This is a genomic window from Gordonia sp. PP30 (assembly GCF_023100845.1).
In the GTDB taxonomy this organism is placed as follows: domain Bacteria; phylum Actinomycetota; class Actinomycetes; order Mycobacteriales; family Mycobacteriaceae; genus Gordonia.
In genome coordinates this window covers 2,412,489-2,439,465 of sequence record NZ_CP095864.1, presented here as the reverse complement: position 1 = coordinate 2,439,465, position 26,977 = coordinate 2,412,489, and the positions used below count along the sequence as shown (strand labels likewise).

At 70.4% G+C, this 26,977-nt stretch carries 29 protein-coding genes; 18 read left to right on the top strand and 11 right to left on the bottom strand.

The window, feature by feature from the left end; genetic code table 11:
- Window positions 1–40: 40 nt before the first annotated feature.
- The 7 genes from pgsA (at window position 41) to MYK68_RS11225 (ending at window position 5,120) form a co-directional block, all read left to right on the top strand.
- Window positions 41–634, top strand: coding sequence for a CDP-diacylglycerol--glycerol-3-phosphate 3-phosphatidyltransferase (pgsA, locus tag MYK68_RS11255; protein ID WP_247863777.1), 594 nt, complete (start codon window positions 41–43; stop codon window positions 632–634).
- Between the two features lie 147 nt (window positions 635–781).
- Window positions 782–1,078 carry a helix-turn-helix domain-containing protein gene (locus MYK68_RS11250; protein WP_247863775.1) on the top strand — a complete coding sequence of 99 codons (297 nt, stop codon included), beginning with the start codon at window positions 782–784 and terminating at the stop codon, window positions 1,076–1,078.
- A gap of 50 nt (window positions 1,079–1,128) precedes the next feature.
- Window positions 1,129–1,923, top strand: coding sequence for a PspA/IM30 family protein (locus tag MYK68_RS11245; RefSeq protein ID WP_247863773.1), 795 nt, complete (start codon window positions 1,129–1,131; stop codon window positions 1,921–1,923).
- Between the two features lie 14 nt (window positions 1,924–1,937).
- On the top strand, window positions 1,938–3,182 hold the full coding sequence (locus tag MYK68_RS11240; protein ID WP_502798249.1) for a glycosyltransferase: 1,245 nt from the start codon (window positions 1,938–1,940) through the stop codon (window positions 3,180–3,182).
- Window positions 3,173–3,367: a DUF3046 domain-containing protein gene (locus MYK68_RS11235; RefSeq protein WP_247863770.1), complete on the top strand. Its 195-nt coding sequence runs from the start codon at window positions 3,173–3,175 to the stop codon at window positions 3,365–3,367. The genes MYK68_RS11240 and MYK68_RS11235 overlap by 10 nt, the downstream gene beginning before the upstream one ends.
- A gap of 176 nt (window positions 3,368–3,543) precedes the next feature.
- Complete coding sequence (gene recA / locus MYK68_RS11230) at window positions 3,544–4,587, top strand: recombinase RecA (protein ID WP_247863769.1); 1,044 nt, start codon at window positions 3,544–3,546, stop codon at window positions 4,585–4,587.
- Between the two features lie 5 nt (window positions 4,588–4,592).
- Window positions 4,593–5,120: a regulatory protein RecX gene (locus tag MYK68_RS11225; protein WP_247863767.1), complete on the top strand. Its 528-nt coding sequence runs from the start codon at window positions 4,593–4,595 to the stop codon at window positions 5,118–5,120.
- Here the strand turns inward: MYK68_RS11225 and MYK68_RS11220 are convergent.
- From MYK68_RS11220 to MYK68_RS11205, 4 genes are read right to left on the bottom strand one after another with little or no spacing between them, the layout of a single operon-like run.
- Window positions 5,068–6,000 (bottom strand): amino acid ABC transporter permease, encoded by a 933-nt coding sequence (locus MYK68_RS11220; RefSeq protein WP_247863765.1) that lies wholly within the window; start codon window positions 5,998–6,000, stop codon window positions 5,068–5,070. The two genes, MYK68_RS11225 and MYK68_RS11220, sit on opposite strands and share 53 nt — an antisense overlap.
- Window positions 5,997–6,680, bottom strand: coding sequence for an amino acid ABC transporter permease (locus MYK68_RS11215; RefSeq protein ID WP_247863764.1), 684 nt, complete (start codon window positions 6,678–6,680; stop codon window positions 5,997–5,999). Before MYK68_RS11215 ends, MYK68_RS11220 begins: the two co-directional genes overlap by 4 nt.
- Entirely contained in the window at window positions 6,681–7,718 is a 1,038-nt protein-coding gene (locus MYK68_RS11210; protein ID WP_247863762.1) for a glutamate ABC transporter substrate-binding protein, read from the bottom strand.
- A 1-nt stretch (window position 7,719) separates the two neighbouring features.
- Window positions 7,720–8,448, bottom strand: coding sequence for an amino acid ABC transporter ATP-binding protein (locus MYK68_RS11205; RefSeq protein WP_247863760.1), 729 nt, complete (start codon window positions 8,446–8,448; stop codon window positions 7,720–7,722).
- Between the two features lie 77 nt (window positions 8,449–8,525).
- Here MYK68_RS11205 and miaB point away from each other — a divergent pair, with 77 nt between their 5' ends.
- From miaB to MYK68_RS11190, 3 genes are all read left to right on the top strand, one after another.
- Entirely contained in the window at window positions 8,526–10,124 is a 1,599-nt protein-coding gene (gene miaB / locus MYK68_RS11200) for a tRNA (N6-isopentenyl adenosine(37)-C2)-methylthiotransferase MiaB (RefSeq protein WP_502798248.1), read from the top strand.
- Window positions 10,125–10,190: 66 nt separating this feature from the next.
- Window positions 10,191–10,913: an Rv2732c family membrane protein gene (locus MYK68_RS11195; protein ID WP_371307733.1), complete on the top strand. Its 723-nt coding sequence runs from the start codon at window positions 10,191–10,193 to the stop codon at window positions 10,911–10,913.
- The gene (locus tag MYK68_RS11190) at window positions 10,913–11,746 is read left to right on the top strand and encodes a hypothetical protein (RefSeq protein ID WP_247863757.1); all 834 of its coding nucleotides are present in this window, start codon (window positions 10,913–10,915) and stop codon (window positions 11,744–11,746) included. Before MYK68_RS11195 ends, MYK68_RS11190 begins: the two co-directional genes overlap by 1 nt.
- Window positions 11,747–11,753: 7 nt before the next feature.
- Here the strand turns inward: MYK68_RS11190 and MYK68_RS11185 are convergent, their stop codons facing one another.
- Window positions 11,754–13,127 carry a DUF349 domain-containing protein gene (locus tag MYK68_RS11185; RefSeq protein ID WP_247863753.1) on the bottom strand — a complete coding sequence of 458 codons (1,374 nt, stop codon included), beginning with the start codon at window positions 13,125–13,127 and terminating at the stop codon, window positions 11,754–11,756.
- Window positions 13,128–13,346: 219 nt separating this feature from the next.
- Between MYK68_RS11185 and MYK68_RS11180 the strand changes: the two genes are divergently transcribed.
- From MYK68_RS11180 to hflX, 4 genes are all read left to right on the top strand, one after another.
- Window positions 13,347–14,132 carry a class III extradiol ring-cleavage dioxygenase family protein gene (locus MYK68_RS11180; protein WP_247863752.1) on the top strand — a complete coding sequence of 262 codons (786 nt, stop codon included), beginning with the start codon at window positions 13,347–13,349 and terminating at the stop codon, window positions 14,130–14,132.
- Window positions 14,132–15,049: a tRNA (adenosine(37)-N6)-dimethylallyltransferase MiaA gene (gene miaA / locus MYK68_RS11175; protein WP_247863751.1), complete on the top strand. Its 918-nt coding sequence runs from the start codon at window positions 14,132–14,134 to the stop codon at window positions 15,047–15,049. The genes MYK68_RS11180 and miaA overlap by 1 nt, the downstream gene beginning before the upstream one ends.
- A gap of 10 nt (window positions 15,050–15,059) precedes the next feature.
- Window positions 15,060–15,971 carry a diaminopimelate epimerase gene (dapF, locus tag MYK68_RS11170; RefSeq protein ID WP_247863750.1) on the top strand — a complete coding sequence of 304 codons (912 nt, stop codon included), beginning with the start codon at window positions 15,060–15,062 and terminating at the stop codon, window positions 15,969–15,971.
- Between the two features lie 85 nt (window positions 15,972–16,056).
- Window positions 16,057–17,475, top strand: coding sequence for a GTPase HflX (gene hflX, locus MYK68_RS11165; protein ID WP_247863748.1), 1,419 nt, complete (start codon window positions 16,057–16,059; stop codon window positions 17,473–17,475).
- Between the two features lie 6 nt (window positions 17,476–17,481).
- Here hflX and MYK68_RS11160 read toward each other — a convergent pair whose 3' ends face one another.
- The 5 genes from MYK68_RS11160 to MYK68_RS11140 form a co-directional block, all read right to left on the bottom strand.
- Window positions 17,482–17,862, bottom strand: coding sequence for a PIN domain-containing protein (locus MYK68_RS11160; RefSeq protein WP_349306133.1), 381 nt, complete (start codon window positions 17,860–17,862; stop codon window positions 17,482–17,484).
- 399 nt (window positions 17,863–18,261) lie between these two features.
- Complete coding sequence (locus MYK68_RS11155) at window positions 18,262–18,522, bottom strand: HPr family phosphocarrier protein (protein ID WP_247863746.1); 261 nt, start codon at window positions 18,520–18,522, stop codon at window positions 18,262–18,264.
- A gap of 109 nt (window positions 18,523–18,631) precedes the next feature.
- Window positions 18,632–20,767 carry a PTS fructose transporter subunit IIABC gene (locus MYK68_RS11150; RefSeq protein ID WP_247863744.1) on the bottom strand — a complete coding sequence of 712 codons (2,136 nt, stop codon included), beginning with the start codon at window positions 20,765–20,767 and terminating at the stop codon, window positions 18,632–18,634.
- Window positions 20,768–20,788: 21 nt separating this feature from the next.
- Window positions 20,789–21,736, bottom strand: a complete 948-nt coding sequence (locus tag MYK68_RS11145; protein WP_247863743.1) for a 1-phosphofructokinase family hexose kinase — start codon at window positions 21,734–21,736, stop codon at window positions 20,789–20,791.
- The gene (locus tag MYK68_RS11140) at window positions 21,733–22,500 is read right to left on the bottom strand and encodes a DeoR/GlpR family DNA-binding transcription regulator (RefSeq protein ID WP_247863741.1); all 768 of its coding nucleotides are present in this window, start codon (window positions 22,498–22,500) and stop codon (window positions 21,733–21,735) included. The genes MYK68_RS11145 and MYK68_RS11140 overlap by 4 nt, the downstream gene beginning before the upstream one ends.
- Window positions 22,501–22,618: 118 nt before the next feature.
- Between MYK68_RS11140 and MYK68_RS11135 the strand changes: the two genes are divergently transcribed.
- Entirely contained in the window at window positions 22,619–24,322 is a 1,704-nt protein-coding gene (locus MYK68_RS11135; RefSeq protein WP_247863739.1) for a phosphoenolpyruvate--protein phosphotransferase, read from the top strand.
- A 2-nt stretch (window positions 24,323–24,324) separates the two neighbouring features.
- A complete protein-coding gene (locus MYK68_RS11130; protein ID WP_247863737.1) occupies window positions 24,325–24,981 on the top strand; it encodes a DUF2971 domain-containing protein in 657 nt (218 codons plus the stop codon).
- A gap of 29 nt (window positions 24,982–25,010) precedes the next feature.
- Here MYK68_RS11130 and lexA read toward each other — a convergent pair whose 3' ends face one another.
- On the bottom strand, window positions 25,011–25,709 hold the full coding sequence (gene lexA, locus MYK68_RS11125) for a transcriptional repressor LexA (protein WP_247863736.1): 699 nt from the start codon (window positions 25,707–25,709) through the stop codon (window positions 25,011–25,013).
- Window positions 25,710–25,860: 151 nt separating this feature from the next.
- Between lexA and MYK68_RS11120 the strand changes: the two genes are divergently transcribed.
- A complete protein-coding gene (locus tag MYK68_RS11120) occupies window positions 25,861–26,457 on the top strand; it encodes a LysM peptidoglycan-binding domain-containing protein (RefSeq protein WP_247863733.1) in 597 nt (198 codons plus the stop codon).
- Between the two features lie 41 nt (window positions 26,458–26,498).
- On the top strand, window positions 26,499–26,960 hold the full coding sequence (nrdR, locus tag MYK68_RS11115) for a transcriptional regulator NrdR (protein ID WP_247863730.1): 462 nt from the start codon (window positions 26,499–26,501) through the stop codon (window positions 26,958–26,960).
- Window positions 26,961–26,977: the final 17 nt, after the last annotated feature.

Sequence of the window (26,977 nt, the reverse complement as noted above, 5' to 3'; positions counted from 1 at the left end):
GCGACGACAGGCCGCGACCGTGCCCGATAGGCTGGCGAGCGTGACCGAACCCGTGCCGCACACCCAGGCGCCGCTCAAGGCGGTACCCGTGGTCAACCTGGCGAACGGGCTCACGGTGTTCCGGATCGTCTTGGTGCCGGTGTTCGTGGTGCTGCTGTTCGTCGCCGACGGCCAATCGACCGCCTGGCGCATCGCGGCGTTCGTGGTGTTCGCCGTGGCGGCGTTCACCGATCAGCTCGACGGCCGCATCGCGCGGTCCTGGGGTCTGGTCACCGAATTCGGCAAACTCGCCGATCCGATCGCCGACAAGGCGCTCATCGGTGCGGCGCTGCTCGGTCTGTCGATCCTGGATGTGGTGCCGTGGTGGGTCACCGCAGTGATCCTGGTGCGGGAGATCGGGGTGACCCTGCTGCGGTTCTGGGTGGTGCGGCACGGTGTGATCGCGGCCAGTCAGGGCGGGAAGCTCAAGACGCTGCTGCAGTCGATCGGTATCGGCCTGCTGGTGCTGCCGCTGCACGGACTGGCGCAGGACATCGCGCTGTGGATCCTGTATGTGGCCGTCGCGGTGACGATCGTGACCGGGCTGGACTACGTCTGGCGGGCCGTGGTGCTGCGGCGGACGGCCCGGGACTGAGCGCCGGACGTCGCGGCCGGGCGGGAATAGCGGTGACCGGATCGGAGTTGTACCTGTTCGGACTGCCGGACCCCCGGCGGCGCACGGCGCCGAATTCGGATAGGGTCGACGGCAACTACGACGATGCGAGGCGAGAAGGAGTGGTCGTTGGCACTGTTGCTGCGTGAGGCGCTCGGCGACGAACTGCGCCGGCTGCGTACGGACCAGGGGCGGACGCTGCGTGAGGTCTCGACCTCGGCACGGGTGTCGCTGGGGTACCTGTCCGAGGTCGAGCGCGGGCAGAAGGAGGCGTCCAGTGAACTCCTGGCCGCCATCTGCGATGCGCTGGAGATTCCGGTCGGCGCGGTGCTCACCCAGGTCGGCCACGTCATGACGCCGCCGGTCATCGAGGTGCTGCCTACCGAGGCGCCGGTCCCGGCCACCGGAGCCCTCGCCGCGGCCTGAGCCCGGTATCGAAGTCTGTCCGCACTCACCGCAAGGGAAGAATCGAGAAGATGGCGAATCCGTTCGTGAAGCTGTGGCGCTACATGACCGCATGGGGCAACGACACCATCGATCAGCGCGCCGATCCGCGAATCCAGATCCAGCAGGCGATCGAGGACGCCCAGCGCCAGCACGAGGCGCTGTCGAAGCAGGCCGCCGCCGTCATCGGCAACCAGCGTCAGCTGGAGATGCGGCTGAACCGGCAGCTCGAGGACATCGAGAAGCTGCAGGGCAACACCCGCCAGGCGCTTACCCTCGCCGACCAGGCCGCCGCCGCGGGGGACACCCGCAAGGCGAACGAGTACACCAACGCCGCCGAGGCCTTCGCCGCGCAGCTGGTCACCGCCGAGCAGAACGTCGAAGACCTGAAGGTGCTGCACGACCAGTCGCTCACCGCGGCGCAGTCGGCCAAGCAGGCCGTCGAGCGCAACGCGGTGGCGCTGCAGGGCAAGCTGCAGGAGCGCTCCAAGCTGCTCAGCCAGCTGGAGCAGGCGAAGATGCAGGAGCAGGTCAGCGCCTCGCTCAACCAGATGACCGAGCTGACGGCCCCCGGGAACACCCCGAGCCTGGATCAGGTGCGCGACAAGATCGAGCGCCGCTACGCCAACGCCCTGGGCTCGGCCGAGCTGGCCAAGGACAGCGTCGCCGGCCGGATGGCCGAGGTGGAGCAGGCCAGCGTGCAGATGGCCGGGCACGCTCGGCTGGAGGAGATCCGCGCCAGCATGAGCCTGCCGGCCCCGCCCGCGCAGGGACAGATCAACGACGCCGCGGCCGCTCAGCGCCAGCCGGGGCAGGCACCGAACTGAGCCGTGTGGCCTTCGTGGCCGGCTCCGATGCCGGCCACGCCTTCGCCGCTCTCGGGCTGGCCGCGGCGTTCGCCGCCGCCGGGGACCAGACGGTCGTGTACACCGGCACCCGCTGGCGCGAGGCGGCTCTGCGCCGCGGCCTGACGGTGCGGGAACTGCCCGGGCTGGCCGCCCGGGACGACGAGGACGACGCCGACGCCGGCGCCAAACTGAGCACACGCGCCGCGCGGATGGCGCTCGAACTGGCTCCGCGGCTCGCGCTCGACGGTGTCGACCTGGTGATCGGCGACGCGATCACCCTGGCCGGTGGCTGGGCCGCCGAACTGACCGGGCTGCCCTGGATCGAACTCTCCGCCCATCCGCTCTACGACCAGTCGCGCGGCCTGCCGCCGATCGGCTCCGGCCTCGACGCCGGAAGCGGCGCGCGCGGGAGGCTTCGCGACGGCGTCCTCCGTGCGCTGAGCGCCCCGGCCGAGCGCAAGGGCCGGGTCCAGCGACGGCGCGCCCGCGCCGCGATCGGTCTGTCCGCCCAGAGCCGGCCGACCGCGCGATTCGTGGCCACGCTGCCCGGCCTGGAGGTGCCGCGTCCGGACTGGCCGGAGCGCACCCACCTGATCGGCCCGCAGTTCTTCGAACCCACCGACGACGAGTTCACGATCCCGCCGGGGAGCGCGCCGCTGGTGGTCGTGTGCCCGTCGACCGCCGCGTCGGGCAGCGACGAGCTGACCCCGGTCGCGCTCGGCGCCCTGGCCGATCTGCAGCGCGAGACCGGCGGCGCGGAGTCGTCGCCGCGTGCGGAGTCGCCGGACCGGCCGCTGCTGCCGGCCGATCGGTGCGCGAGCCCGCGCGTCGTGTACTCGGCTCTGGAACCGCCGGCCGGGTGCGACGGCCTGCCCGCCGGGCTGGTCGCCGGCCTCGGTCGGCAGGACCGGCTGCTCACCCGCGCTGACCTGGTGATCTGCGGGGGCGGACACGGAATGCTGGCGAAGTCGTTGTCGGCGGGGGTACCGGTCGTCGTCGTGCCCGGCGGCGGCGACCAGTGGGAGCTGGCGTGCCGGGTGCGGCGAGCCGGGGCCGGTGAATTGGTGCGCCCGGTGACCCGGGAGGCGGTGGCCGCGGCCGTGCGCCGGGTGCTGGGCGACGAGTCGTACGCGGCGGCGGCCCGGGCGATCGGACGGACCGGGCGGGACGTGTCCGATCCGGTGGTGCTGGCGCACCGGGTCCTCACCGAATCGAGAAGGGGAGTGTCGTGCGCCTGACCGAGTTCACCGAATTCATGCACACCGAGTTCGGCCGGTTGCGGGCCGACGCCATGCTGGTCGACCACGCCATCCTGGAACTGGGCGGTCGTACCGGGGCCCAGGCCATCGAAGACGGCGTCGATCCCCGCGACGTCTGGCGCGCCCTCTGCCGCGACTTCGACGTCCCCCGGGACCACTGGTAGCCGGTTCGGCGTGTCGACTTGCCATCGAACGTATGTTCAGATGATCCTTGAAGGGAACCGAACACCGGGCCGGCGCGTCTAAACCTTGACCGGGCGCAGATGGCCGGACCGAGTTTGTCGGAGGTGCCCGCTACCTTGTGGGCATGGCTGGCAAGAAGACGAATCGAGGAAACAACATGGCGCTCTCATCCGATCGGGAGAAGGCACTCGACCTGGCCCTCGCGCAGATCGAGAAGAACTACGGCAAGGGTTCGGTGATGCGGCTGGGCGAGGACAACCGTCCGCCGATGGAAGTGATCCCGACCGGCAGCGTCGCGCTGGACATCGCGCTGGGCGTGGGCGGTCTGCCGCGCGGCCGCGTGGTGGAGGTCTACGGCCCGGAGTCCTCGGGTAAGACCACCGTCGCCCTGCACGCGGTCGCCAACGCGCAGGCGGCGGGCGGTGTCGCGGCGTTCATCGACGCCGAGCACGCCCTCGACCCCGAGTACGCGGCCAAGCTGGGCGTCGACGTCGACGCGCTGCTGGTCTCGCAGCCGGACACCGGTGAGCAGGCGCTGGAGATCGCCGACATGCTGATCCGATCGGGTGCCCTGGACATCCTGGTGATCGACTCGGTGGCCGCGCTGGTCCCGAAGGCCGAGATCGAGGGCGAGATGGGCGACAGCCACGTCGGTCTGCAGGCCCGCCTGATGAGCCAGGCGCTCCGCAAGATGACCTCGGGCCTGAACAACTCGAACACCACCGCCATCTTCATCAACCAGCTGCGCGAGAAGATCGGCGTCATGTTCGGTTCCCCGGAGACCACGACCGGCGGCAAGGCGCTCAAATTCTACGCCTCGGTGCGCCTGGACGTGCGCCGTATCGAGACCCTCAAGGACGGCACCGAGGCGGTCGGCAACCGCACCCGCGTCAAGGTGGTCAAGAACAAGGTGGCCCCGCCGTTCAAGCAGGCCGAGTTCGACATCCTCTACGGGCACGGCATCAGCCGTGAGGGCTCGCTGATCGACCTCGGCGTCGCCGAGGGCTTCATCCGCAAGTCCGGCTCGTGGTTCACCTACGAGGGCGACCAGCTGGGGCAGGGCAAGGAGAACGCCCGCAAGTTCCTGCTGGAGAACCCGGACATCGCCGCCGAGATCGAGCTCAAGATCAAGAGCAAGCTCGGCATCGGCCCGAACCTGGCCGACCTCGACGCGCCGGTGCCCGCCCCGGTCGACTTCTGACCGGAATGTCCGACGACAAGCCGGGCCCGTCCGCCTGGGATGCCGCCCTGCGGCTCCTGGGGGTACGGGCCCGCAGTCGTGCCGAGATCGCCGAGCGCCTCGCGCGCCGGGACTTCGACCAGCCCACGATCGACGACGTCCTCGCCCGACTCGAAGAGTCCGGTCTGATCGACGACGACGAGTTCGCCCGAGAATGGGCCGGCTCGCGCAGCCGGTACTCCGGGCGCGGCCGCCTCGCGTTGCGCCGCGAACTGCGCACCAAGGGCGTCGCCGCGCACACCATCGAGGCGGCGCTCGCCGAGATCGAGCCCGACGACGAGCGCGCCCAGGCCGCCGAGCTGGCCGCCAAGAAGCTCGCGTCGTCGTCGCTCGATCTGACCGACCCGGGCGATCGCGCCAAGGCACACCGACGCCTCGCCGGTGTGCTCGGCCGCCGTGGCTTCCCGCCCGACGTCATCTCCTCGGTGGTGGCGGAGACCCTCAGAAGCGGCGGTCCGGGTGGTTCGGACGCTCGTCCATCGCCACGCCGCTGAAGCCGGGCACGTTCTCCATCGCCTGCAGGTCCGCGACGTCCGGGTCGGGCGCGCTGGTCTTGCGTCGGCCGGTTCGCAGCATGCGTTCCAGGTAGTTCGCCAGACCGGTCAGGCAGAAGTTGATGATGATCATGATCGCGGCCACCACGAGCAGCGCGGGCAGGTAGTTGCCGAAGTACGACGCCGACTTGATTCCGGAGCGCACCACCTCGATGTAACCGACGGCGTAACCCAGGGCGCTGTCCTTCAGCGCGATCACCATCTGGGCCACCAGGGCCGGCAGCATCGCGGTGACGGCCTGCGGCAACAGGATCATCAGCATCGTCTGCGTCTTGCGCAGACCGATCGACTGGGCCGCCTCGGTCTGCCCGCGCGGGAGCGACTGGATGCCCGCCCGCAGGATCTCGGCGAGGACCGAGCCGTTGTAGATGGTCAGACCGAACACGACGGCCGCGAACGCCAACTGCGACGACGGGAAGACCGAATACGCCGCGAACAGGAAGTACGCGAAGTAGATCAGAATCAGCACCGGGATGGCGCGGAAGACCTCGACGATGACTCCGCAGACCGCGCGCACCCACCGATGATCGGACAGGCGGCCGATGCCGAGCAGGGTCCCGATGATGATCGCGAAGACGATCGACAGCGCCGCCGCCTTGATGGTGCCCCACAGACCGGGCAGCAGCCAGGTGGTCCAGGTGCTGCCCTGGATGAAGGGCTTCCACTTCTCGGCGGTCAGCTGCCCGTTGTCCTGCAGCACGAGGACGATCCAGACAAGGAGCGCGATGATCGCCGCGGTGAACACCAGCGCGATGATCCGGTTGCGCAGTCGTGCGCGGGGGCCGGGCGCGTCGTAGAGAACTGTTGCCTGCGAACTCATCGCTTCACCGCCCAGCGCTTAGCCGCCCACCCGAAGATTGCGCCTTCGATGAGCGTGATGATCATGAATCCGATCGCGAACACCGCGAAGATCGCGAGGATCTGATCGGAGTGGTTCTCCAACTCCTCCTTCATCAGCAGGGAGGCCTCGGCCACCCCGATCACCGACGCGATCGTGGTGTTCTTGGTCAGCGCGATCAGCACCGAGCCCATCGGCGCGATCACCGCCCGCATCGCCTGCGGCAGAATGATCAGCCCGAACACCTGCGTGAAGTTCAGCCCGATCGACCGGGCCGCCTCGGCCTGGCCCAGCGGGACGGTGTTGAAGCCCGAGCGGAGCGTCTCGCACACGAACGTCGCCGTGTAGAGGATGAAACCCAGCACCGCAAGGCGGAAGTTGTTGTTCTCGAAGAAGTGTGAATTGTTGGCCGCGAGAGTGAGGCCGAGATTCTGATAGAGGCCGATCGAGCACAGCAGGACGATCAGCGTCAGCGGGGTGTTCCGGACCACGTTGACGTACACCGTCGCGAACCAGCGCATGGCCGGGACGGGGGAGACTTTCATGCCGGCCAGCAGCACTCCCCAGATCAGGGCGCCGATGGCGGACCAGAAGGTGAGTTGGATGGTGAGCCAGAAGGCGGGCCACAGCCGCGGGCCCATCTCGTTCCAGAGGTCGCTCATCTACTTCATTCCTTCCGGGCACGGTGTCGACGCGGAATCGAGGAAGCTGAGATCACCCGGGTCGGGAGTGAAGGTGAACTTCGATCCCGGGGCGTCGGCGCGCGCGATCATCGCGTCCACCGTCGAATCGCCCAGCGCATCCCGGAGATCGGTCTCCCAGATCGACCGGCCGCCGCTCGGCGGGGTCGCCATCATCGCCCGCAGCGCCTCGTTCACCTTGGCGACGGCCTCCGGGAAGTCCTTGGCCATGCCGATGCCGTACCGCTCGTATGAGAACGGGGTGCCCGCGATCTTGAGAACCTGCGCCTTCTTGCCGCCGATCTTCCCGGCGACGCAGACGTCCTTGGCGTATTCCAGCGTCACCAGCTTGAACTCGTTCTTCCAGCGGTTGGAGTACCCGGCCAGGATCACCTCGTCGGTGGTGAGGGCATCCACCTTGCCGCGGCGCAGCGCCTCGACGCAGGAGGAGTAGGAGTCGTATTCCTGCAGCTGGACGTCGGGCATCATCTTCTTGATGTTCTGCGCCGGTGTCGATCCGGCGACCGAGCACAGTTTCTTGCCCGGCAGGTCCCGCAGGGCGTTGAGGCTGTGATCGTCCTTGCGGACCAGGAGTCCCTGGTAGGTGATGAAGTACGGTCCGGCGAACGCAACATCCTTCATTCGCTCGGGCGTGATCGAATAGGTGGCCGCGATGGTATCGACCTCGCCGTTGCGGATGAACGTCTCCCGCTGCGCGGACGGCGTCTCCTTCCAGGTGATCTTCGGGTGGGGCACCTTCATCTGGTCGGCGAGGTAGTTCACCACGAACGTCGAGACCGAGGCGTCGAAGCCGGTGATCTTGCCGCCGGGATTCTGCAGGCCGAGTCCGGGCTGGTCGAACTTGGTGCCGAGGACGACGTGGCCGGCGCGGATGTCGTCGAGCAGGTTGCGCGGGCCGCTGCTGCCGCACGCGGTCAGCAGGGCGGCCAGTACCGCGAGCACCGCGAGGAGGACGACGGCCGGCCGGACACGTCTCGATGGGCGGGAATGGTCGGCCATATCAGTGGCCCAGGATCTTCGACAGGAAGTCGCGGGCGCGCTCGGACTTCGGGGCGTTGAAGAAGCTCTCCGGATCGGTGTCCTCGACGATCTGCCCGTCGGCCATGAACAGGATCCGGTCGGCGGCCTTGCGCGCGAAGCCCATCTCATGGGTCACGACGACCATGGTCATGCCCTCGCGGGCGAGCGACACCATCACGTCGAGCACCTCGCTCACCATCTCCGGGTCGAGCGCGGAGGTGGGCTCGTCGAACAGCATCACCTTCGGCGCCATGGCGAGGGACCGGGCGATCGCCACGCGCTGCTGCTGGCCGCCGGACAACTGCGCGGGATACTTGTCCTTCTGGGTCGCGACGCCGACCCGGTCGAGCAGTTCGACCGCGCGCTTGCCGGCCTCCTCCTTGCCCATCTTGCGGACCTTGATCGGCCCGAGCGTCACGTTCTCCAGAATCGTCTTGTGCGCGAACAGGTTGAACGACTGGAACACCATTCCGACGTCGGCGCGCAGCCGCGCGAGATCACGTCCCTCCGACGGCAGCACCTCGCCGCCGATACGGATCTCGCCGGTGTCGACCGGCTCGAGCCGGTTGATCGTCCGGCACAGCGTGGACTTGCCCGAGCCCGACGGACCGAGAACGACGACGACCTGTCCCTTCGGGATCTCCAGCTCGATGTCTTTGAGGACGTGAAGGTCGCCGTAGTGTTTCTGCACGCCCTTCATGGCGATCATGGGACTCTCGCTCGGTTGTGTCATACCCAAGCACCCTATGCCACCCGTCCTGGGGTCGCTCGACACTTCTGTCTCGCATGCCGATGTGGTACCTCGGTCCGATTTGCCCCGGCACGTATTCTGGAGGGGTGAGTAGCGCCCTTGACCAACGCGCCCCGAGCGAGGCCGGGGGCGGTGCCCGTTCCTACTCGGTCCGGACCTACGGCTGCCAGATGAACGTTCACGATTCCGAGCGCATCTCCGGCCTTCTCGAAGATGCCGGCTACGTGCGCGCCGAGTCCGGCGACGACGCCGACCTGGTCGTCTTCAACACCTGCGCCATCCGGGAGAACGCCGACAACAAGCTGTACGGCAACCTGTCCCATCTCGCGCCCGTCAAGCAGCGCACGCCCGGCATGCAGATCGCCGTGGGCGGCTGCCTGGCGCAGAAGGACAAGGACACGGTGCTGGCCAAGGCGCCGTGGGTCGACGTGGTGTTCGGCACCCACAACATCGGCTCGCTGCCGGTGCTGCTGGAACGGGCCCGCCACAACGAGGAAGCCCAGGTCGAGATCCTCGACGCGCTGGAGGCGTTCCCGTCGACGCTGCCGGCCAAACGGGAGTCGGCGTACGCGGGCTGGGTGTCGGTGTCGGTGGGCTGCAACAACACCTGCTCCTTCTGCATCGTGCCGTCGCTGCGCGGCAAGGAAGTGGACCGGCGGCCGGGCGACGTCCTCGCCGAGGTTCAGGCGCTCGTCGACCAGGGTGTCCTCGAGGTGACCCTGCTCGGCCAGAACGTCAACGCCTACGGCATGTCGTTCGCCGATCCGGAGATCCCGCGCAACCGCGGCGCTTTCGCCGAGCTGCTGCGCGCCTGCGGCGCGATCGACGGCCTGGAGCGCGTCCGGTTCACCTCGCCGCACCCCGCCGAGTTCACCGACGACGTGATCGAGGCGATGGCGCAGACCCCGAACATCTGCCCGCAGCTGCACATGCCGCTGCAATCCGGCTCCGACCGCATCCTCAAGGCGATGCGCCGCAGCTACCGGCGCACCAAGTTCCTGGGCATCCTGGACCGGGTCCGCGCGGCCATGCCGCACGCGGCCATCACCACCGACATCATCGTCGGTTTCCCCGGCGAGACCGAGGAGGACTTCCAGGAGACGCTCGAGGTGGTCGAGGCGGCCCGCTTCTCCAGCGCCTTCACCTTCCAGTACTCGCCGCGCCCGGGAACCCCGGCGGCCACCATGGATCAGCAGGTGCCGCCGGACGTCGTAAAGGACCGCTACCAGCGCCTCATCGCGCTGCAGGAGCGGATCTGCCTGGAAGCCAATGAAGAGCTGATCGGCACCGACGCCGAGTTGCTCGTGGTGGCCGACGAGGGCCGCAAGAGCTCGGCCACCGGCCGGATGACCGGACGCGCCCGCGACGGCCGCCTGGTGCACTTCGCGCCGGGCGGCGCGGTGGGGGTGCGGCCGGGCGACGTGGTGCACGCGGCGATCACCGCGGCCGCGCCGCACCATCTGATCGCCGACGGCGGGGTCACCGCGCATCGTCGTACACGGGCGGGGGACGCCTACGAGGCGGGCAGCACGCCGACCACCGAACCGGTCGGCGTCGGACTCGGCCTGCCGGCCATCGGCAGGCGGGAGCCCGTCGCCGCCGCGAGCGGTTGCGGGTCCGGCTCGTGCGGCTGAGGCCGCGCTGCGGGGACAACAGCAGGGGACACACTCGTCCCCGAGAGGAATAGGAGTTGAGCAGTCGTGAGTGAATCGACCAGCGAGGGACGCGGCGGCGGAGCCGGCACCGGACCGCAGGACCGTTCGACGGCCGCTCGCGACCGCGACGCCCTGCGCGCCTACGAAAAGGATCTGCGGCAGGCCGAACGTAAGGTGGCCGGGGAGATCGATCCCGGCGGTCGCGCCGTGGTGGTCGCGGCGCTGGTCCTGGTGGTGATGGTCTCGCTGGTGCTGCCGCACGCGGGCAACGCGAGCGGCATCGATGTGCTCACCATGTCCGCGCACGCGCACCAGCAGCGGATCTCGCTGCCCTCGCAGATCTTCGTCTGGATGCTGGCGATCTTCGGCATCGGCTTCTCGATGCTCGCGCTCCTCACCCGGCGCTGGGTGGTGGCCTGGGTCGCGCTCTGCGGCTGCGCGGTGGACTCGGTGGCCGGCATGCTCGCGATCTGGACCCGGAACACCGTCGGCGTCGGCGGTCTGGCGCCGCCGAGCGGCGCCGGTGCCGGACTCATCCTGGGCTGGATCGCGGTGATCGCGCTGACCTTCCACTGGGCCCGCGTGGTCTGGGCCCGCAGCACCTACCACATGGCGCTGGAACAGGAGCGCCGCGAACAGGCCGCGGTGCACGAGGCCTTCAACCGCGCCCTGCGTGACCGCCGTGCCTCCGGCGCCCCGGCCCGGACGCAACGACCCGATCCGGAACAGATCCGGGGCGACGACGGCGAATCGCGGCCGACGGAGTAGTGATCCGACTCCCGATGCGCGCCCTGTACACGCTGACCGCGGTCAGCCTGCTGCTCGCGGCGTTCGTCACCGCACCCTGGGCGGCCGCCGCGCCGCGGGAGTGGCGTCTGCTCGGCATCGATGACGTCTCCACCCTCGAATACACGCAGGGGCTGGCGGGGGATGCCGCGGGCCGGTTGCACGGCCGCGGCTACACGACGATCCGGCCCGAGGTCGCGATCGACGGCTGGACCCACATCGGCGACGGTGACCTGTTTCGCGGCCGCATGTACGACGCCTACGAGCAACTCGGTTCCGGCCGCAAGCTGTACACGATCACCGAGCCGGACGGCCGGCTGTCGCGCTACTACCACCGGCTGACGCCCGGGGAGATGGCCAACAACTCGTTCGTCACCGTCTCGCCGTCCGGCCGGTACCTGGTGAGCGGCGAGTGGGACACGATGGACCGGCTCCTCGTCTTCCGCAACCCGGTCGGGCGGCCCGACGGTTCGGCACTGCCGCTGGCCGGGACCGTCGCGCTCGACACGCCGATGCGCGATGTCCAGAGCTGCGACTTCGTCGATGCGACGCACCTCGTCTGCGCTGTCGACCGGCCGGCGCAGGCGGTCTACTCGATCACCCTCGACGGCCCTCTCGACGACGCCCCCGCCGGACACGCGCGCGGCACCGTGCGCCGCGAATTCGCGGTCCCGCACCTGTCTGCCTGCACCGGCTCCTACGAGATCGAGGGGATCGACTACGACGCGCGCCGGCGAGTGCTGAGCGTGTCGATGATCGACCCGTCGCCGTGCCTGCTGAACACCAAGGTCCTCCGCCGCCGCATGTCGCGGTAGGGCCCGGTCAGCGGCCGTCGACGGCGCTGTTGGCGGCCTCGGCCCACTCGGTCCACTGCGCGGCCTGCTCGCGGAGCTTCGCGGCATCCCGGTCCTTGCCCGCCGCCGCGGCCTTGTCGGCCTGCTCGGACAGCTTGGCGGCGCGCTCGGCGAACTGCGCGGCACGCGCCAGCGCCTCCGGATCGGTGCGCGACCAGTCGGCCTCCTCGGCGTCGCGGATGCGCTTCTCCAGGGCGCGGGCCCGGCCCTCCAGCGCATGCATCTGCTCGCGTGGCACCTTGCCGATCTCTTCCCAGCGTTCCCTGAACGTCCGGAACTCGCGCCGGGCGGCCTCCAGACCGGACCCCGGGTCGATGGTCTTCTCGTACTCGCTGAGCAGCGCGGCCTTGGCCTCGGCGTTCTGCCCGAACTCGGCGTCCCGCTCGGAGTGCACCGCGTTGCGGGCGGCGAAGAACACGTCCTGGGCGGCCTTGAACCGCGCCCACAGCGCGTCGTCGGCGTCGCGCGGCGCCCGTCCGGCCGCCTTCCACTGGGTGAGAAGTTCCCGGTACTTGGCCGCCGTCGGTCCCCAGTCGGTGGAGGTCGACAGTTCCTCCGCCGCGGTGATCAGCTCTTCCTTGCGGGCCTTGACCACGGCGCGCTCGCGATCGAGTTCGGCGAAGTGCGCGCCGCGTCGCCGGTTGAACGCGTCGCGGGCCCGCGAGTAGCGCTTCCACAGGATGTCGTCGGTCTTGCGGTCGACGCCGCGGATGGTCTTCCACTCATCGAGGATCACCCGGAGCCGGTCGCCGCTGGCCTTCCACTGGGTCGATTCGCTGCCGATGGCCTCGGCCTCGGCGGCCAGTTCCTCCTTGCGGGCGATGGCGGCCGCCCGCGCCGCATCGCGCTCGGCACGGACTTCTCCGGTCAGCGCACCGGCGCGCTCGACGATCGTCGCCAGCCGCGCGGTGAGGGCGTCGATGTCGCCGATCGCCTGGGCGGACGGCAGCTCGTCCAGCAGATGCTGCGCGGCGGCCTGCGTCTTGCGGGGGTCACCGGACCGGGCGTCGAGCCGTTCCTCCAGGATCTCCGTCTCGGTCGCCAGGTCGGCGAACTTCCGCGCGAAGTGCGCCATCCCCTCTTCGCGGGTGCCGGCCTGCCACGACCCGATCTGCCGCTCGCCGTCGCGCGTGGTGAGCCAGACGTTGCCGTCGTCGTCGATCCGGCCGAAGGCGGTGGGATCACCGGCCTCGATGTGGTGGACGACGGGGCCGGGGCGGTGTCCGGGGGTCGGCCCGGGGCGCGGGGCGCTCGGGCGCGGTCCGGGCCGCGGGCCCGGCCGGGGAGCGGGGGTGGCCTGGCCGGTGTCGTCGGCCGGGGTCTGGTCGTTCGGAGTGCTCATCGGATGGGTCGCCCTTCGTCAGTCGCGCCGCGCGTCACGGCCGCCGGAATCACCGCGGTGACGGCGTCGTGCGGCGCCGCGCGGGGGCGGCGGACACGGCAGAGCCGACGGTGATTCGTTCATTTCGCTGTTCATTGAAACAGTTCGGTGCCGTCGATGGGGCCGACAGAGCCGTATCCGGCGCGTCTCGCCGTCCCGGCGGCCGGTACCGTCGGAGCCGTGTTGGCTGAGATCGCGGTGATTCCGAGCGCGCCCCTGCTGGTGCCGGAGCTGTCCGGTCCGGCCGCCGACGACACCGTCCCGGTCCGTGACGCGGTGCTCGCGGCGGGAGCCTCGCTGGCGGCCGCGGCGTCGCGGTGGATCGCGATCGGCGTCGCCGATCGCCCCGACACGTCCGCGCGGGGCCGGGTGAATCCGCGCATCCCCGACTGCCGGCAGTCCGGCGACTTCGGCGCCTACGGCGTGCCGGTGCCGGTGAGCCTGCCGCACCCGCCGCTGCCGGACCGGATCGAACCGCCCGCTCCGTTGCCGCTGTCCATGCTGCTCGCCGGCTGGCTCGGTGCGCAGGTGTCGCCGCGGCCGGTGCGCATCGACCCGGTCGTCCTCGATCCATGCTGCCGGCCGGAAGTCGTGCGGCTCGCCGTGCGCGAGCTCTCCCTCGCGGAGCGGCCGGTCTCGGATGAGCCGATCGGTGTCCTGGTGATCGCCGACGGCGCGAACGCGCTCAGTCCTCGGGCCCCCGGGGGCGGTGAACGCGCCTCGGCATGGGAACTGCAGAACCGGATCGACGACGCCGTGGTGGGCGCCGACCGGGAGACCCTCGCCGCCCTCGGCGAGGCGGAGTGCGCCGCCGAAGGCGTCGGTACACGGGCTGCCTGGCTGGCACTGGCGCAGCTCCTCGACGGCCGGCCCGCGTGGGACGTCGACGCGCGCTTCCGCGGTGCGCCGTTCGGGGTGGGCTACACGGTCGCGTCGTTCCGGCCCGCCGGCACCGGGAACGCGTGATGGGCGGAGCGCCGATCGCCGTCATCGGGCCGACCGCCAGCGGCAAGTCGGACCTGGCCCTCGACCTCGCCGAACGTCTCGGCGGCGAGATCGTCAACATCGACGCCATGGCGCAGTACCGGGGGATGGACATCGGCACCGCCAAGCTGCCGGTCGCCGAGCGGCGCGGCATCCTGCACCATCTGCTCGACGTCCTCGACGTCACCGAGACGGCGACGGTCGCCGGATACAAAGAGGCGGCCACCGCCGTCATCGACCGGCTGCTGGCCGACGGCACGGTGCCGATCATCGTCGGCGGCTCGATGATGTACATCCAGGGGCTGCTCGACGACTGGCGCTTCCCGGCCACCGACCCGCGGGTCCGGGTGAAGTTCGAGGAGCAGCTCGCCGAGATCGGTGCGCTTGCACTGCATCGCCGTCTCGCCGAGGTGGACCCGGCGGCCGCCTCGACCATCCTCGACACCGACGGGCGGCGCATCGTGCGGGCGCTCGAAGTGGTCGAGCTGACCGGGCAGCCGTTCGCCGCATCGGCCCCGACGATCGGCGAACCGCGGTGGGGCACGAGGATTCTCGCGCTCGACCGGGAGACCACGGCCCTCGACGAGCGCATCGCGCGGCGCACCGACGCGATGTTCGACGGCGGCTTCGTGGACGAGGTGGTGGCGCTCTGCGGGCAAGGTCTCCGCGACGGCAAGACCGCGTCCCAGGCCATCGGCTACGCGCACATCCTGGCCCACCTGGACGGCGAGTACGACCTCGACAAGGCCCGTGAGCTGACGTTCATCGGCACCCGTCGCTACGTCCGGAGGCAGCGGTCGTGGTTCCGCCGCGACCACCGGGTGCACTGGCTCGACGCCGCCGATCCGGGGCTGGCCGGCCGCGCGCTCGCCGTCCTCGACGCGGGGACCGCCGGGTAACCTGGCAGTCGTGACGACTCCTGCGCCGACGACTTCCGGACTGCGGTTCGCCAAGGGCCACGGCACCCAGAACGACTTCGTGATCCTGCCCGACCCGGACGCCGAGCTCGACCTGACCGAAGAGCTGGTCACCGTCCTGTGCGACCGGCAGCGCGGTCTCGGCGGCGACGGCCTGCTGCGCGTCGCCCGGGCCGGTGCCCTGGTGCGCGCCGGGGTGCTCGACGGCCTCGCACCCGGTATCGCCGAGGACGACTGGTTCATGGACTACCGCAACGCCGACGGTTCGATCGCCGAGATGTGCGGCAACGGCGTGCGCGTCTTCGCGCACTACTGCCGGGCTTACGGACTGGTCGAGGCGGCCGAATTCGTGGTCGGCTCCCGGGCGGGAGCCCGGCCGGTGGTCGTGCACAGCTGCGATGCGAGCGCCGCGGAGGTGACCGTCGGGATGGGCCCGGCGCGGCTCGACGGCGTCGCCGCGACCACGATCGCCGGGCGTGAGCTGTGCGGTGAGGCGGTCGACGTCGGCAACCCGCACCTGGCGTGCGTCGTCGACGGGCTGACCCCGGAGGGCCTGGCGGCGCTCGACCTGACTGCCGCGCCGGTGCTCGATGCCGCGGTGTTCCCGCACGGGGCCAACGTCGAACTGCTGACACCACTGCAGCCCGCGTCCGGGGACACCGATTTCACGTCCCACCTGCGGGTCTTCGAGCGCGGTGTGGGGGAGACCCGCTCGTGCGGTACCGGTCTGGTGGCCGGGGCGGCGGCGGCCCTGCACGGTCTCGGCCGCGCCGAGGGCGTCGTGCGTATCGCGGTGCCCGGTGGAGCGGTCACCGTCACCGTCACGCCGACCGAGGCGTTCCTGCGCGGACCGTCGCGGCTGGTGGCCCACGGCGAACTGATCGAGGGCTTCCTCGACGGCTGATCTCGGCTCCGCCCGACCGGCGTGATTGCGCCCAGAGAAAACCCGGATGCACGAGGGCGTCGTGTTCAGTCATCATGGATGACATATGACTGAACTGTACGAACTCAGCACCCCGACGACCGGCGAACTCCAACTCGACGACCGCGCCAGTCTGCAGCGTGTCGCCGGACTGTCCACCGAACTCGCCGACATCACCGAGGTCGAATACCGGCAACTGCGGCTCGAACGTGTGGTCCTGGTCGGCGTCTGGACCTCGGGCACCGTCGCCGAGGCCCGCGCGAGCATGGCCGAGTTGGCCGCGCTCGCCGAGACGGCCGGCTCGGAGGTGCTCGACGCCCTCATCCAGCGGCGCGGCAAGCCCGACCCGTCGACCTATCTCGGTTCCGGTAAGGCCGAGGAACTCCGCGAGGTGGTGATCGCCACCGGCGCCGACACCGTGATCTGCGACGGTGAACTGACCCCCGCGCAGCTCACCGCGCTGGAGAAGGTCGTCAAGGTCAAGGTGATCGACCGCACCGCGCTGATCCTCGACATCTTCGCCCAGCACGCCACCTCCCGCGAGGGCAAGGCCCAGGTCTCGCTCGCGCAGATGGAGTACATGCTGCCGCGTCTGCGCGGCTGGGGCGAGTCGATGTCCCGGCAGGCCGGCGGCCGCGCCGGCAGCAACGGCGGCGTGGGCCTGCGCGGTCCGGGCGAGACCAAGATCGAGACCGACCGCCGCCGCATCCGCGAGCGCATGGCCAAGCTCCGCAAGGAGATCCGGGGCATGAAGACCGCCCGCACCGTCAAGCGGGCCGCGCGCAAACGCGGTGGTGTCCCCGCGCTCACCGTGGTCGGCTACACCAACGCGGGCAAGTCGAGCCTGGTCAACGCCATGACCGGTTCCGGGGTGCTGGTGCAGGACGCCCTGTTCGCGACCCTCGATCCGACCACCCGCCGCGCTCGGCTGGCCGACGGTCACGAGGTGGTCTTCACCGACACCGTCGGCTTCGTCCGCCACCTGCCGACACAGCTGGTCGAGGCGTTCCGGTCGACGCTGGAGGAGGCGGTCGACGCCGACCTGCTGATCCACGTGGTCGACGGCGCCGACGCCTTCCCGGGGAAGCAGATCTCGGCGGTCCGGCAGGTTCTCGGCGAGGTCTTCGCCGAGGAGGATCGCGACGGCGCGGGCCCGCCGCCGGAACTGCTGGTCATCAACAAGATCGACGCCGTGGACGCCACCCGGATGACCGCCCTGCGCGGCGAGTTCCCCGACGCGGTCTTCATCTCCGCGCGGTCCGGTGAGGGGCTCGACGAGCTCTTCACCCGGATCACCGAGTTCGTGGAACAGGGCGACGTCGAGGCCGTCCTCTCGGTGCCCTTCGCCCGCGGCGAGGTGATCGCCCGCCTGCACCAGCACGCCCACGTGCTCGACACCGACCACACCGCCGACGGCACCCGGGTCCGGGTCCGCATGCCGAAGGCGCTCGCCGCCGAATACGCCGACCTGGTCATCGGGGGATAGCTAGCGTCAGTCGCCGACGGAGAGATCGATGATCAGCAGGGCATTGCCGAGCGCGGTGAAGTCTGCCGCGTTGTAGGTGGCGAGCGCTGCCCCGTACTGAATGGCAGATGCCGCGATCATCATGTCGATCCGGCGTTTCCTGCTCGTCTGTCCCGATCTGGTGGCGACACCCGACAGCACCTGGTAGAGCTTGGCAGTTTCTCCGTCGAAGGGCACCCCGCCCTGGTACAAGCGATCGAGCAGTGTGAGCTGGCGTCCGGTCTCGATCACCACGGCGGGATCGTGTGAGTTGAGACCTTCCAGGAATTCTGCGTACACGATCGAACTGATCTGCGTCTGATCGTTCGTGCCGATCGGTGATCGGCTCGGGAATCCCCGGATCAACACGTTCGTATCGAGATGAACCAATGTCAAAGGACGTCCCCAGACTCGTCGCGACCTGCCTCGATCTCATCCAGTCGCTGAGCGATCTGCTGCTCGGTGAGCCGGCTCCGTGAGAGAACGTCCGCGACGTCGCTCCAGGTCGCTGTGGGTACCGTCCGCAGTCGGCTTCGATGGGTGAGAACGACTCCGGTGTCCCGGCCTTGACGAGTGACTCCGAACTCTTCGTGGTCTTGTTCGACTTTGCGGACCAGCTCGGAGCCGCGATGGCTGAGATCTGCAATACCGATGGTAGACATACTAGAAGAATAGCAACACGACGCGGACGGCGGCGCTCCGGCGGATCACGTGGTCGTCGAGGACCGGTGACCCGCCAGGGCGCCGCCGTCGTGCGGGCGCCCGGTGTTACTCGGCGTCGAGATCCTTCGCGACGAGGGCCGCGATCTGGTCGACGGCGGCCTGATCGTCGCTCTCCACGATCACCACGGCGTCCTTCTCGGCGCCGAGGGTCATGATCATCAGAGCGCTGCCGGCGTCCACCGGCTCGCCGCCCTCGACGGCGAGGGTGACCGGCACGCCGAGCGCGCTGGCGGCCTCGGCGATGACGGTGGCGGGGCGGGCGTGCAGGCCGACGGCGGAGCCGACGGTCACGGTGGTGCTGGGCATGGAATGCCTTTCTGTCTTCGATGGGTTTCCGGCGCGGACACGCCGGAGGTGATGAGTCGAACCTAGTACGCGGTCGCGGTGCGCCGCCGGGTTTGCGGCGCCGGCGATGTCAGGCAACGGCTGCGGCGGCCTCGATCTGGGCCTCCTCGGCGGCCGGAGTCCGCTTGATCTGCTTGGTGGCGACCACGCTCACGGCACCGACGACGGTGCCCACGACGAGCGCGATGAGGAACTTCCACCAGGTGTTCTCCATGGCGAACAGCACGAAGACACCGCCGTGCGGGGCGTGCAGTTCCACGTTCATCGCCATGCAGAGGCCGCCGGTCACCGCGCCGCCGAGCATCATCGGCGGGATCACCCGGAACGGGTCGGCGGCGGCGAACGGAATGGCGCCCTCGGAGATGAACGAGATGCCCAGCAGCCAGGCCGCCTTCCCGTTCTCCCGCTCGGGCTCGGTGAACAACGACGGCCGCAGCACCGTCGAGGCGAGGGCCAGCGCCAGCGGGGGCACCATGCCGGCGGCCATGACGGCCGCCATGATCTGCCACTGCGCCAGACCGGCACCGGCCGTGCCGAGGCCGAGCGCGGCGAACGAGTACGCCGCCTTGTTCACCGGGCCGCCGAGGTCGAAGCACATCATCAGGCCGAGGACGACGCCGAGGGCGATCTTGGAGCCGCCGCTCATGCTGTTGAGGCCGTCGATCATCTGCGTGTTGAGCCAGCCGAGCGGCTTGCCGAGCAGCATGTACATGATGCAGCCGACGATCAGCGAGGCGAAGAGCGGAATCACGACCACCGGCATCAGGCCCGCCGCCCAGCGCGGCAGATTCAGCCGGGTGAACCAGAGTGCGACGACGCCGGCGATCAGGCCGCCGATCAGGCCGCCGATGAAGCCCGAACTCACCGAGAGGGCGACGGCACCGGCGACGAAGCCGGGAGCGATACCGGGGCGGTCGGCGATCGCGAAGGCGATGTAGCCGGCCAGCACGGGGACCATGAAGGCCATCGCGAGGCTGCCGAGCGCGAAGAAGACCGCACCCAGGTACTGGAGGAGGCCCCCCGGCGGCAGATCCCAGAGCGAACTGTGCAGCGCGTAGAACACGGCGTCGTTCATGCCGCCGGCGCAGCCCGCCGGATAGGTGACGTCGCCGTCGACCAGCGATTGCGGGACACACACCTTGGCGTTGGCGATCTCGTAACCGCCGAACAGGAAGCCGAGGGCCATCAGGAGGCCGCCGGCGGCGACGAACGGGATCATGTAGCTGACGCCGGTCAGCAGCGCCTGCTTGAGGCGGCCGCCGATGCCGATGCTCGCGCCCTCGTCACCACCGGTGGAGGCGGCGGCGCCGTCGCCCGCGGGGACGCGCTTGGCGTTCGGATTGCCCGCCGCGGCGACGGCTTCGGCGATCATCTTGTCCGGCTCGTTGATGGCGCGCTTGACGCCGGACTCGATCACCGGCTTCCCGGCGAAGCGCTCGCGGCCCTTCACCCCGACGTCGGTCGCGAAGATCACGGCGTCGGCGCGGGCGATCGCGTCCGACGTGAACGGCGTGGTGCCCGACGAGCCCTGCGTCTCCACCTGGTACTCCACCCCGGCGCGGTCGGCCGCGAGCTTCAGCGCGTCGGCGGCCATGTAGGTGTGCGCGATACCGGTGGGACAGGCGGTGATCGCCAGGACGAGGGTGTCGTCGGCGGGCGCCGCCGCGGTCTCCGTCACCTCGGTGGCGGCGGGCTTCTCGGCGGGCGCGGCCGCCGCCGCGGGCGCGGGGGTGGCCGCCGGTTGCTGCGGCGGTGGGGCGACGGCCTCACCGACCAGTTCGACGATCGCGTCCGCGTCCGGGGCCTCGCGCAGCGCGGTGACGAACTCGGGGCGCACCAGGGCGCGGGCGAGGGAGCTGAGCAGCTTCATGTGCGCGGCGCCGGCACCGCCGGGGGCGGCGATCAGGAAGACGATGTCGGCGGGACCGTCGGGTCCGCCGAAGTCGACCTTCTTCGACAGTCGCGCCATGCCGAGGGACGCGGTGCCGACGGAGTCGACGCGGGCGTGCGGGATGGCGATGCCGCCGGGCAGGCCGGTCGGTGATTTGGCTTCGCGTTCGAGGGCGGCCCCGGCGAGTTCGTCGGGGTCGGTACAGCGTCCCGCAGCGGCGAGAGTCTGGGTGAGACGGCGGATCACCGCCTCGGCGTCGTCGCCCGCGTCGGCGTCGAGCAAGACCAGCTCGGGCGTGATGATCGGATCGGACATGGGTTTTCCTTCGCTGGTCGGTCAGGGTAGGGGCCGGACATCGACGCCGGTGAGGTCGAGAAGATCGGGTGTGGGGGGTGTGGTGCCGGGCAGCCCGGCTGCCGCGGACCCGTAGGCGACGGCGGAGCGCAGGCACTCGGCGGGATCGGCGCCCCGAGACAGCGCGATCAGGTAGCCGGCGAGCGACGAGTCGCCGGCGCCGACGGTGCTGCGGACCTGGATCCGCGGGGCGCGGGCGACCCAGGTGCCCTCCGCCGTGGTGAGTAGCGCACCGCCCGCCCCGAGGGTGGTGAGGACGGCGCCGCCGGTGCGCCGCGCGAGTTCGGCGGCGGCGCGGGCCGCGGGAGCCGGGTCGCCGTCCTGCGCCGCCTGCTCCATCGCCGCACCGTCGTCCCCGGTGAGTTCGGCGAGTTCGAAGGCATTGGGTTTGAGCAGGTCGGGCCGGGCGCCGGCGACGGCGGCCAGCGGCGGCCCGGAGGTGTCGACGGCCACCTTCCGGCCTGCCGCGTGCAGCCGGCCGGCCATGGTGGCGTACCAGTCGGCGGGGACGCCCGGCGGCAGTGAGCCGCAGAGGGCGACCCACTCGGCGGCGCCGGCGGCGTCGGTGATGAGCGCGCCGAACTCGGCGAGTCCGTCCTCGGTGAGGGCGACGCCGGCGTCGTTGATCTTGGTGGTGGTGCCGTCCGGCTCGGCGAGGGTGAGGTTGACGCGCACCTGGCCGTCGATCGAGACGCACCGGTAGTCGAGCGCCACCTCGTCGAGCTGGCCGAGCAGCGTGTCGCCGGCGCGGGCGGGCAGCAGGGCGAGTGCGTCCAGGCCGGCCTCGCCGATGACGCGGGCGACGTTGATGCCCTTGCCGCCCGGCTGGTCGCGCACCGAGGTGACCCGCTGCACCTCGCCGCGCTGAAGCGGTCCCGGCAGCTGGAGCGTGCGGTCGACGCTGGGGTTGGCCGTCACGGTCACGATCATGAGATCACCACTTCGATGTCGAGGGCTCGCAGGTCGGCGAGGAAGGTGTCGTCGATCCCGGTATCGGTGACGACGGCGTCGACGTCGCAGAGCGCGCCGAAGCTCACCAGATCCTCGCGATTGAACTTCGAGGAGTCGGCCAGGACCACCACCTGATTGGCCGCCGCGATCATCGCCCGTTTCGCGGCGGCCTCGTCGGGATCGGGCGTGGACAGCCCGTGGGCGACACTGAGGCCGTTGGTGCCGATGAAGGCGAGCGAGGCGCGCAGTCCGCGGAAGAAGTCGATGGTGGTGGCGCCGACGGTCGCCTGCGTCTTGCCGCGCACGCGGCCCCCGGCGAAGGTCACGTCGCAGCGCGGCAGGGTCGACAGGTGGGCGGCGAGCGGCAGGGCGTTGGTCACCACCGACAGGTCGCGGTCGGCGGGCAGGGCGAGCGCGGCGCGCAGCGTGGTGGTCCCGGCGTCGAAGATCACCGAACCGCCGGACGGTGGGAGGAAACGCTGCGCGGCGGCCCCGATCGCGGTCTTCTCGGCGAGCCGGGACTGCTCGCGCTGGGCGAGGTCGGGCTCGCCGACGGTCATCACGTCCGGCCGCACCGCTCCGCCGTGGACCCGCAGGACCACGCCCTGTTCGGCGAGGACTCCGAGGTCGCGGCGCACCGTCTCGCCGGTGACGTCGAACCGGGTCGCCAGCTCGGCGACCGCGACGCGGCCGCGCGCCCGTACTTCGCTCGCAATGGCCTGCTGGCGTTCTTCCGCGTACACCGTGCCGTCCTGAGTAGAGTCCTCGAAAGAGGGGCTGAGTTCCCAATCCCGTTTGGTTATGTCTTTGTTTACTTGTGTATGCGTTGACTCGTCAAGCGGCTTCTGTAATCTCTGTCACATGAATGAGGTGGACGCGATGGCAGCGGAGGATTTCGGGGCGACGACGGTGGTGCGGGGGACACCCGTGGTGCACGGGCTCGCGTACGGTCCGGTGATCCGGCCCGCCGAGACGCCGGAGTTCGACATCGACGCGACGGCGGTGATCGACGAAGCCCAGCGCTCCGCCGAAGAGGAACGGTTCACGACCGCGGCGAACACCGTCGCCGAACGGTTCTCGGCGCGGGCCTCGGCGAGCACCGGCAGTTCGGCCGAAGTGCTCGCGGCGACGGCCGCGCTGGCCAAGGACCGGGCCTGGATCGGCGCGGCGACCAAGCTCATCGCCGGCGGTACGCCGGCGGCGGCGGCCACGGTCGCGGCGATCGAGCAGATCGCGGCGATGTTCACCAAGCTCGGCGGCCTCATGGCCGAGCGGGTGACCGATCTGAACGACATCCGTGACCGCGTGGTGGCCGAGATCCTCGGCCTGCCCGAACCGGGCATTCCGACGCCGGACCGGCCGTCGATCCTGTGCGCCGACGACCTGGCGCCCGCCGACACCGCGGGGCTCGATCCGCAGCGGGTGATCGCCCTCGCGACCCGCCTCGGCGGACCGTCGAGCCACACCGCGATCATCGCGCGGCAGCTCGGCATCCCCTGCGTCGTGGCGATCGCCGATCTCGGCGAGATCCCCACGGGCGCACTGGCTTTCGTCGACGGCGAGCGCGGAGTGGTCGGCCTCGACCCGGACGAGGCGGCAGTCACCGCGGCGGTCGCGTCGTCGAAGGAGACCGCTGCCGCGGCAGCCGCCTGGCGCGGTCCCGGACAGACCGCGGACGGTCACCGGGTGCTGATCCTGGCCAACGTGGCCGACGGCGTGTCGGCCCGGGCGGCCGCCGACCTCGGAGTGCTCGAGGGCGTCGGGCTGTTCCGCACCGAACTGGCCTTCCTGGACCGTCCGGACGAGCCCTCGGTCGCCGAGCAGACGTCGCTCTACCGCGAGGTGATCGACGCGTTCGACGGCGACAAGGTGGTGATCCGGACGCTCGATGCCGGCTCGGACAAGCCGCTGAAGTTCGTGACGCACCCGGACGAGCCGAATCCGGCGATGGGGGTGCGCGGCAACCGGATCATCCTGTCGAATCCGGAGATCCGCGCGCACCAGCTGGAGGCGCTGGCCGCGGCCGCCGAGGGCACCACGGTGGTCCCGTGGGTGATGGCGCCGATGATCGCCACGGTGGCCGAGGCGCGCGAGTTCGCGGCGCTGGTGCGCGAGCGCGGAATGATCCCGGGTGTGATGGTCGAGGTGCCGTCGGCCGCGGTGATGGCGGGCCAGATCCTCGCCGAGGTCGACTTCGTGTCCATCGGCACCAACGACCTGACCCAGTACACGATGGCCGCCGACCGGATGTCGCCGGAACTGGCATCGCTGACCGATCCCTGGCAGCCCGCCGTCCTCGCGCTGATCGAGCGCGTGGGTGCCGCCGGTACCGAGCAGGACAAGCAGGTGGGCGTGTGCGGCGAGGCCGCCGCCGATCCGCTGCTCGCGTGCGTGCTGGTGGGTCTCGGCGTCACCTCGCTGTCGTCGGCCCCGGCCGCGGCACCCGCGGTGGGGCTCAAGCTGAGCACGGTGACCCTGGATCAGTGCCGGGCGGCCGCGCAGGCCGCGGTGGCCGCCGACAGCACGGCCTCGGCCCGGGAGGCGGCGCGGGCGGTACTCGGCTGACGATGAGCGACGTCGTCTACGAGCCGACGATCCTGAAGCGGTACACGACGCTCTCCAACGCGATCGACGTCCTGCTGAATGAGCGCGTCACACTGCTCAGCCCGCGCACCTGGGTCGACCGGAACGACAGCGGGTTCATGGATCACTACTGCGCACTGAAGGGTTCGTCTCGCGTCAGCGTCGCGTGCTTCACCCAGTCCACGGAGACCTATCACCACTGGGGCGTCTTCGCCGGCGGCACGGACGGCGTGCGGCTCGAGATCAGCAAAGCGAAACTGCTGGCGGGCATCGCAGGCGACCCGGCCTACGCGTCCGGTCCGGTCCGCTACCTCACCCTGGACGAGATCGAGGAAGAGGCCGGCGACTCCCGGCTGACGGCCGACGATCTGCCGTTCGTCAAACGGCACGGTTTTCGCGACGAGAACGAGTTCCGCATCGTCCACCTCGGGAGCGGTGACGGGCCGCCGGTGCACCACATGCCGATCGAGCGAGGCTGGATCAACCGGATCTCATTGAGCCCGCTCCTGCCGGAGGGGCTGATCGAGACGATGAAGGCCGCGCTACCGGCGCTGCCCGGCTGTGCGGACGTGAAGGTCGTGCGGTCGAATCTCTGCGAGAACCAGCGGTGGACCCGAACGGGGGAGTCGATCGCTCTGTAGGACCGCCGGGCGCGGTGTGGATGTCCGGATCAGATGCGCCGCAGCACGGTCACGACCTTGCCGAGAATGGCGGCGTCGTCACCGGGGATCGGCTCGAAGTGCTCGTTGTGGGGCATCAGCCAGACGTGACCGTCGACCCGCTTGAAGGTCTTCACGGTGGCCTCGCCGTCGATCATGGCGGCGACGATGTCGCCCTGCTCGGCCACGTTCTGCTGGCGCACCACCACCCAGTCGCCGTCGCAGATCGCGGCGTCGATCATGGACTCGCCGACCACCCGCAGCAGGAACAGGGAACCCTCGCCGACCAGCTCCTTGGGCAGCGGGAAGACGTCCTCGACGGCCTGCTCGGCGAGGATCGGACCACCGGCGGCGATGCGGCCGAGGACCGGAACGAACGCCGGTGACGGCATACCCGGCTCGTCACCGGCCGCGTCGCCCGGCGGCGGGGGACGATGGTCGTCGCGGACGTTCACCGCGCGCGGCCGGTGCGGATCGCGCTTGAGCAGCCCGCGCCGCTCCAGGGTTCGCAGTTGGTGGGCGACCGACGACGTCGAGGTGAGTCCCACGGCCTCGCCGATCTCCCGGATGCTCGGCGGGTAGCCGCGCTCCCGGACGGACGAGCGGATGTACTCCAGGACCTCGCGCTGGCGCTGGGTCAGTGAGGCCTCCAGGGTCGCCGTCGACAGCAGCGGGTCGACGTTCGACGTGTTCTGCGGTCCGTCGGTCATCTGAGGTTCCTTTCCTCGTCGGTGATCCCCAATCTAGTCGACTAGGTCACAGAACTCAAACAATTGTTCGACGTGTCGGGACGGTTGTCGGACCCATGGTGTTAACTGTCGAACAAGAGTTCATCGAACATACGAACGATGGGAGTTAACGATGACCGCATTGCTGAAGGACCGTGACCGCCGAGCCGCCGGAACGGCCGCGTCGGTGACCATGACCTGCGATGTTCCGATCGTCGTCGGTACGCGCGTCCGTCGTGCGGTGCAGGCCGCACCGACGTGCCGGCCGACCGGACGCAGCCCGCAGAGCCGCACCGGAGTGCCGCGCACGGTGCCCGCCGCTGCTCGATCGAACATCCCGGAGCGCCGGGAACGTGTCCGGATCCCGGGCGTGGCGAGCGCCGGTTCGAACACTCCGGCCACGACCGCGCGGCCGTCCTCGGCGCCGGCGCGGCGGACCGCCGGCAGCCGTCGGCGCTGGGCGGCCGGGGTGCTGGCCGGGCTGGCGGTGGCGCTGATCGCCGCGGTGATGGGCGTCGCCGGGCACGACTACCAGAGCGCGGCCACCGGGACACCGGCGGCGACGCAGGTCGTGCACGTGCGCAGCGGGGAATCGCTGTCGTCGCTCGCCGAGCGGATCGCCCCCGAGCTGCCCGCCGAGTCGGTGATCGCCACGGTGCGGAACCTGAACGGGCTGGACGGCACCGGGCTGCGCCCGGGTCAGGCGCTCGTGGTTCCCGCATACCGCTGAACGCGCGTGGGATCGGGATGCGCGGCGGGTACGCTGAGGGCATGCGATGCCCGTTCTGCAAGAACGACGACACCCGAGTAGTCGATTCGCGCGCCTCCGACGACGGTCTGGCGATCCGGCGGCGCCGGTCGTGCGGTGCGTGCGGCCGCCGATTCACCACGGTCGAGTCGGCGGTGCTCGCCGTGGTCAAGCGCAACGGTGTATCCGAGCCCTTCAGCCGCGAGAAGGTGATGAAGGGCGTCCGCCGCGCCTGTCAGGGCCGCCAGGTCGACGAGGATGCGCTCGCGAAACTCGCTGCGGCGGTGGAGGACACGGTGCGCGCATCCGGTTCCGCCGAGATCCCCAGCAATGAGGTCGGCCTGGCCATCCTCGGCCCGCTGCGCGACCTCGACGAGGTCGCGTACCTGCGGTTCGCGTCGGTGTACCGATCGTTCGAGTCGGCCGACGACTTCCAGCGCGAGATCGACGATCTCCGCGCGGGCCGCAAGCAGCCCGTCGCCTGACACCCGGCCCTCGAGGG

Bases quoted from the DNA above. Each gene is read 5' to 3' on its own strand.
- MYK68_RS11245 (WP_247863773.1), top strand. From the start codon at position 1,129: ATGGCGAATCCGTTCGTGAAGCTGTGGCGCTACATGACCGCATGGGGC.
- recA (WP_247863769.1), top strand. From the start codon at position 3,544: ATGGCGCTCTCATCCGATCGGGAGAAGGCACTCGACCTGGCCCTCGCG.
- MYK68_RS11225 (WP_247863767.1), top strand. From the start codon at position 4,593: ATGTCCGACGACAAGCCGGGCCCGTCCGCCTGGGATGCCGCCCTGCGG.
- MYK68_RS11220 (WP_247863765.1), bottom strand. From the start codon at position 6,000: ATGAGTTCGCAGGCAACAGTTCTCTACGACGCGCCCGGCCCCCGCGCA.
- MYK68_RS11215 (WP_247863764.1), bottom strand. From the start codon at position 6,680: ATGAGCGACCTCTGGAACGAGATGGGCCCGCGGCTGTGGCCCGCCTTC.
- MYK68_RS11210 (WP_247863762.1), bottom strand. From the start codon at position 7,718: ATGGCCGACCATTCCCGCCCATCGAGACGTGTCCGGCCGGCCGTCGTC.
- MYK68_RS11205 (WP_247863760.1), bottom strand. From the start codon at position 8,448: ATGATCGCCATGAAGGGCGTGCAGAAACACTACGGCGACCTTCACGTC.
- miaB (WP_502798248.1), top strand. From the start codon at position 8,526: ATGCCGATGTGGTACCTCGGTCCGATTTGCCCCGGCACGTATTCTGGA.
- MYK68_RS11185 (WP_247863753.1), bottom strand. From the start codon at position 13,127: ATGAGCACTCCGAACGACCAGACCCCGGCCGACGACACCGGCCAGGCC.
- miaA (WP_247863751.1), top strand. From the start codon at position 14,132: ATGGGCGGAGCGCCGATCGCCGTCATCGGGCCGACCGCCAGCGGCAAG.
- hflX (WP_247863748.1), top strand. From the start codon at position 16,057: ATGACTGAACTGTACGAACTCAGCACCCCGACGACCGGCGAACTCCAA.
- MYK68_RS11155 (WP_247863746.1), bottom strand. From the start codon at position 18,522: ATGCCCAGCACCACCGTGACCGTCGGCTCCGCCGTCGGCCTGCACGCC.
- MYK68_RS11150 (WP_247863744.1), bottom strand. From the start codon at position 20,767: ATGTCCGATCCGATCATCACGCCCGAGCTGGTCTTGCTCGACGCCGAC.
- MYK68_RS11145 (WP_247863743.1), bottom strand. From the start codon at position 21,736: ATGATCGTGACCGTGACGGCCAACCCCAGCGTCGACCGCACGCTCCAG.
- MYK68_RS11135 (WP_247863739.1), top strand. From the start codon at position 22,619: ATGAATGAGGTGGACGCGATGGCAGCGGAGGATTTCGGGGCGACGACG.
- MYK68_RS11130 (WP_247863737.1), top strand. From the start codon at position 24,325: ATGAGCGACGTCGTCTACGAGCCGACGATCCTGAAGCGGTACACGACG.
- lexA (WP_247863736.1), bottom strand. From the start codon at position 25,709: ATGACCGACGGACCGCAGAACACGTCGAACGTCGACCCGCTGCTGTCG.
- MYK68_RS11120 (WP_247863733.1), top strand. From the start codon at position 25,861: ATGACCGCATTGCTGAAGGACCGTGACCGCCGAGCCGCCGGAACGGCC.
- nrdR (WP_247863730.1), top strand. From the start codon at position 26,499: ATGCGATGCCCGTTCTGCAAGAACGACGACACCCGAGTAGTCGATTCG.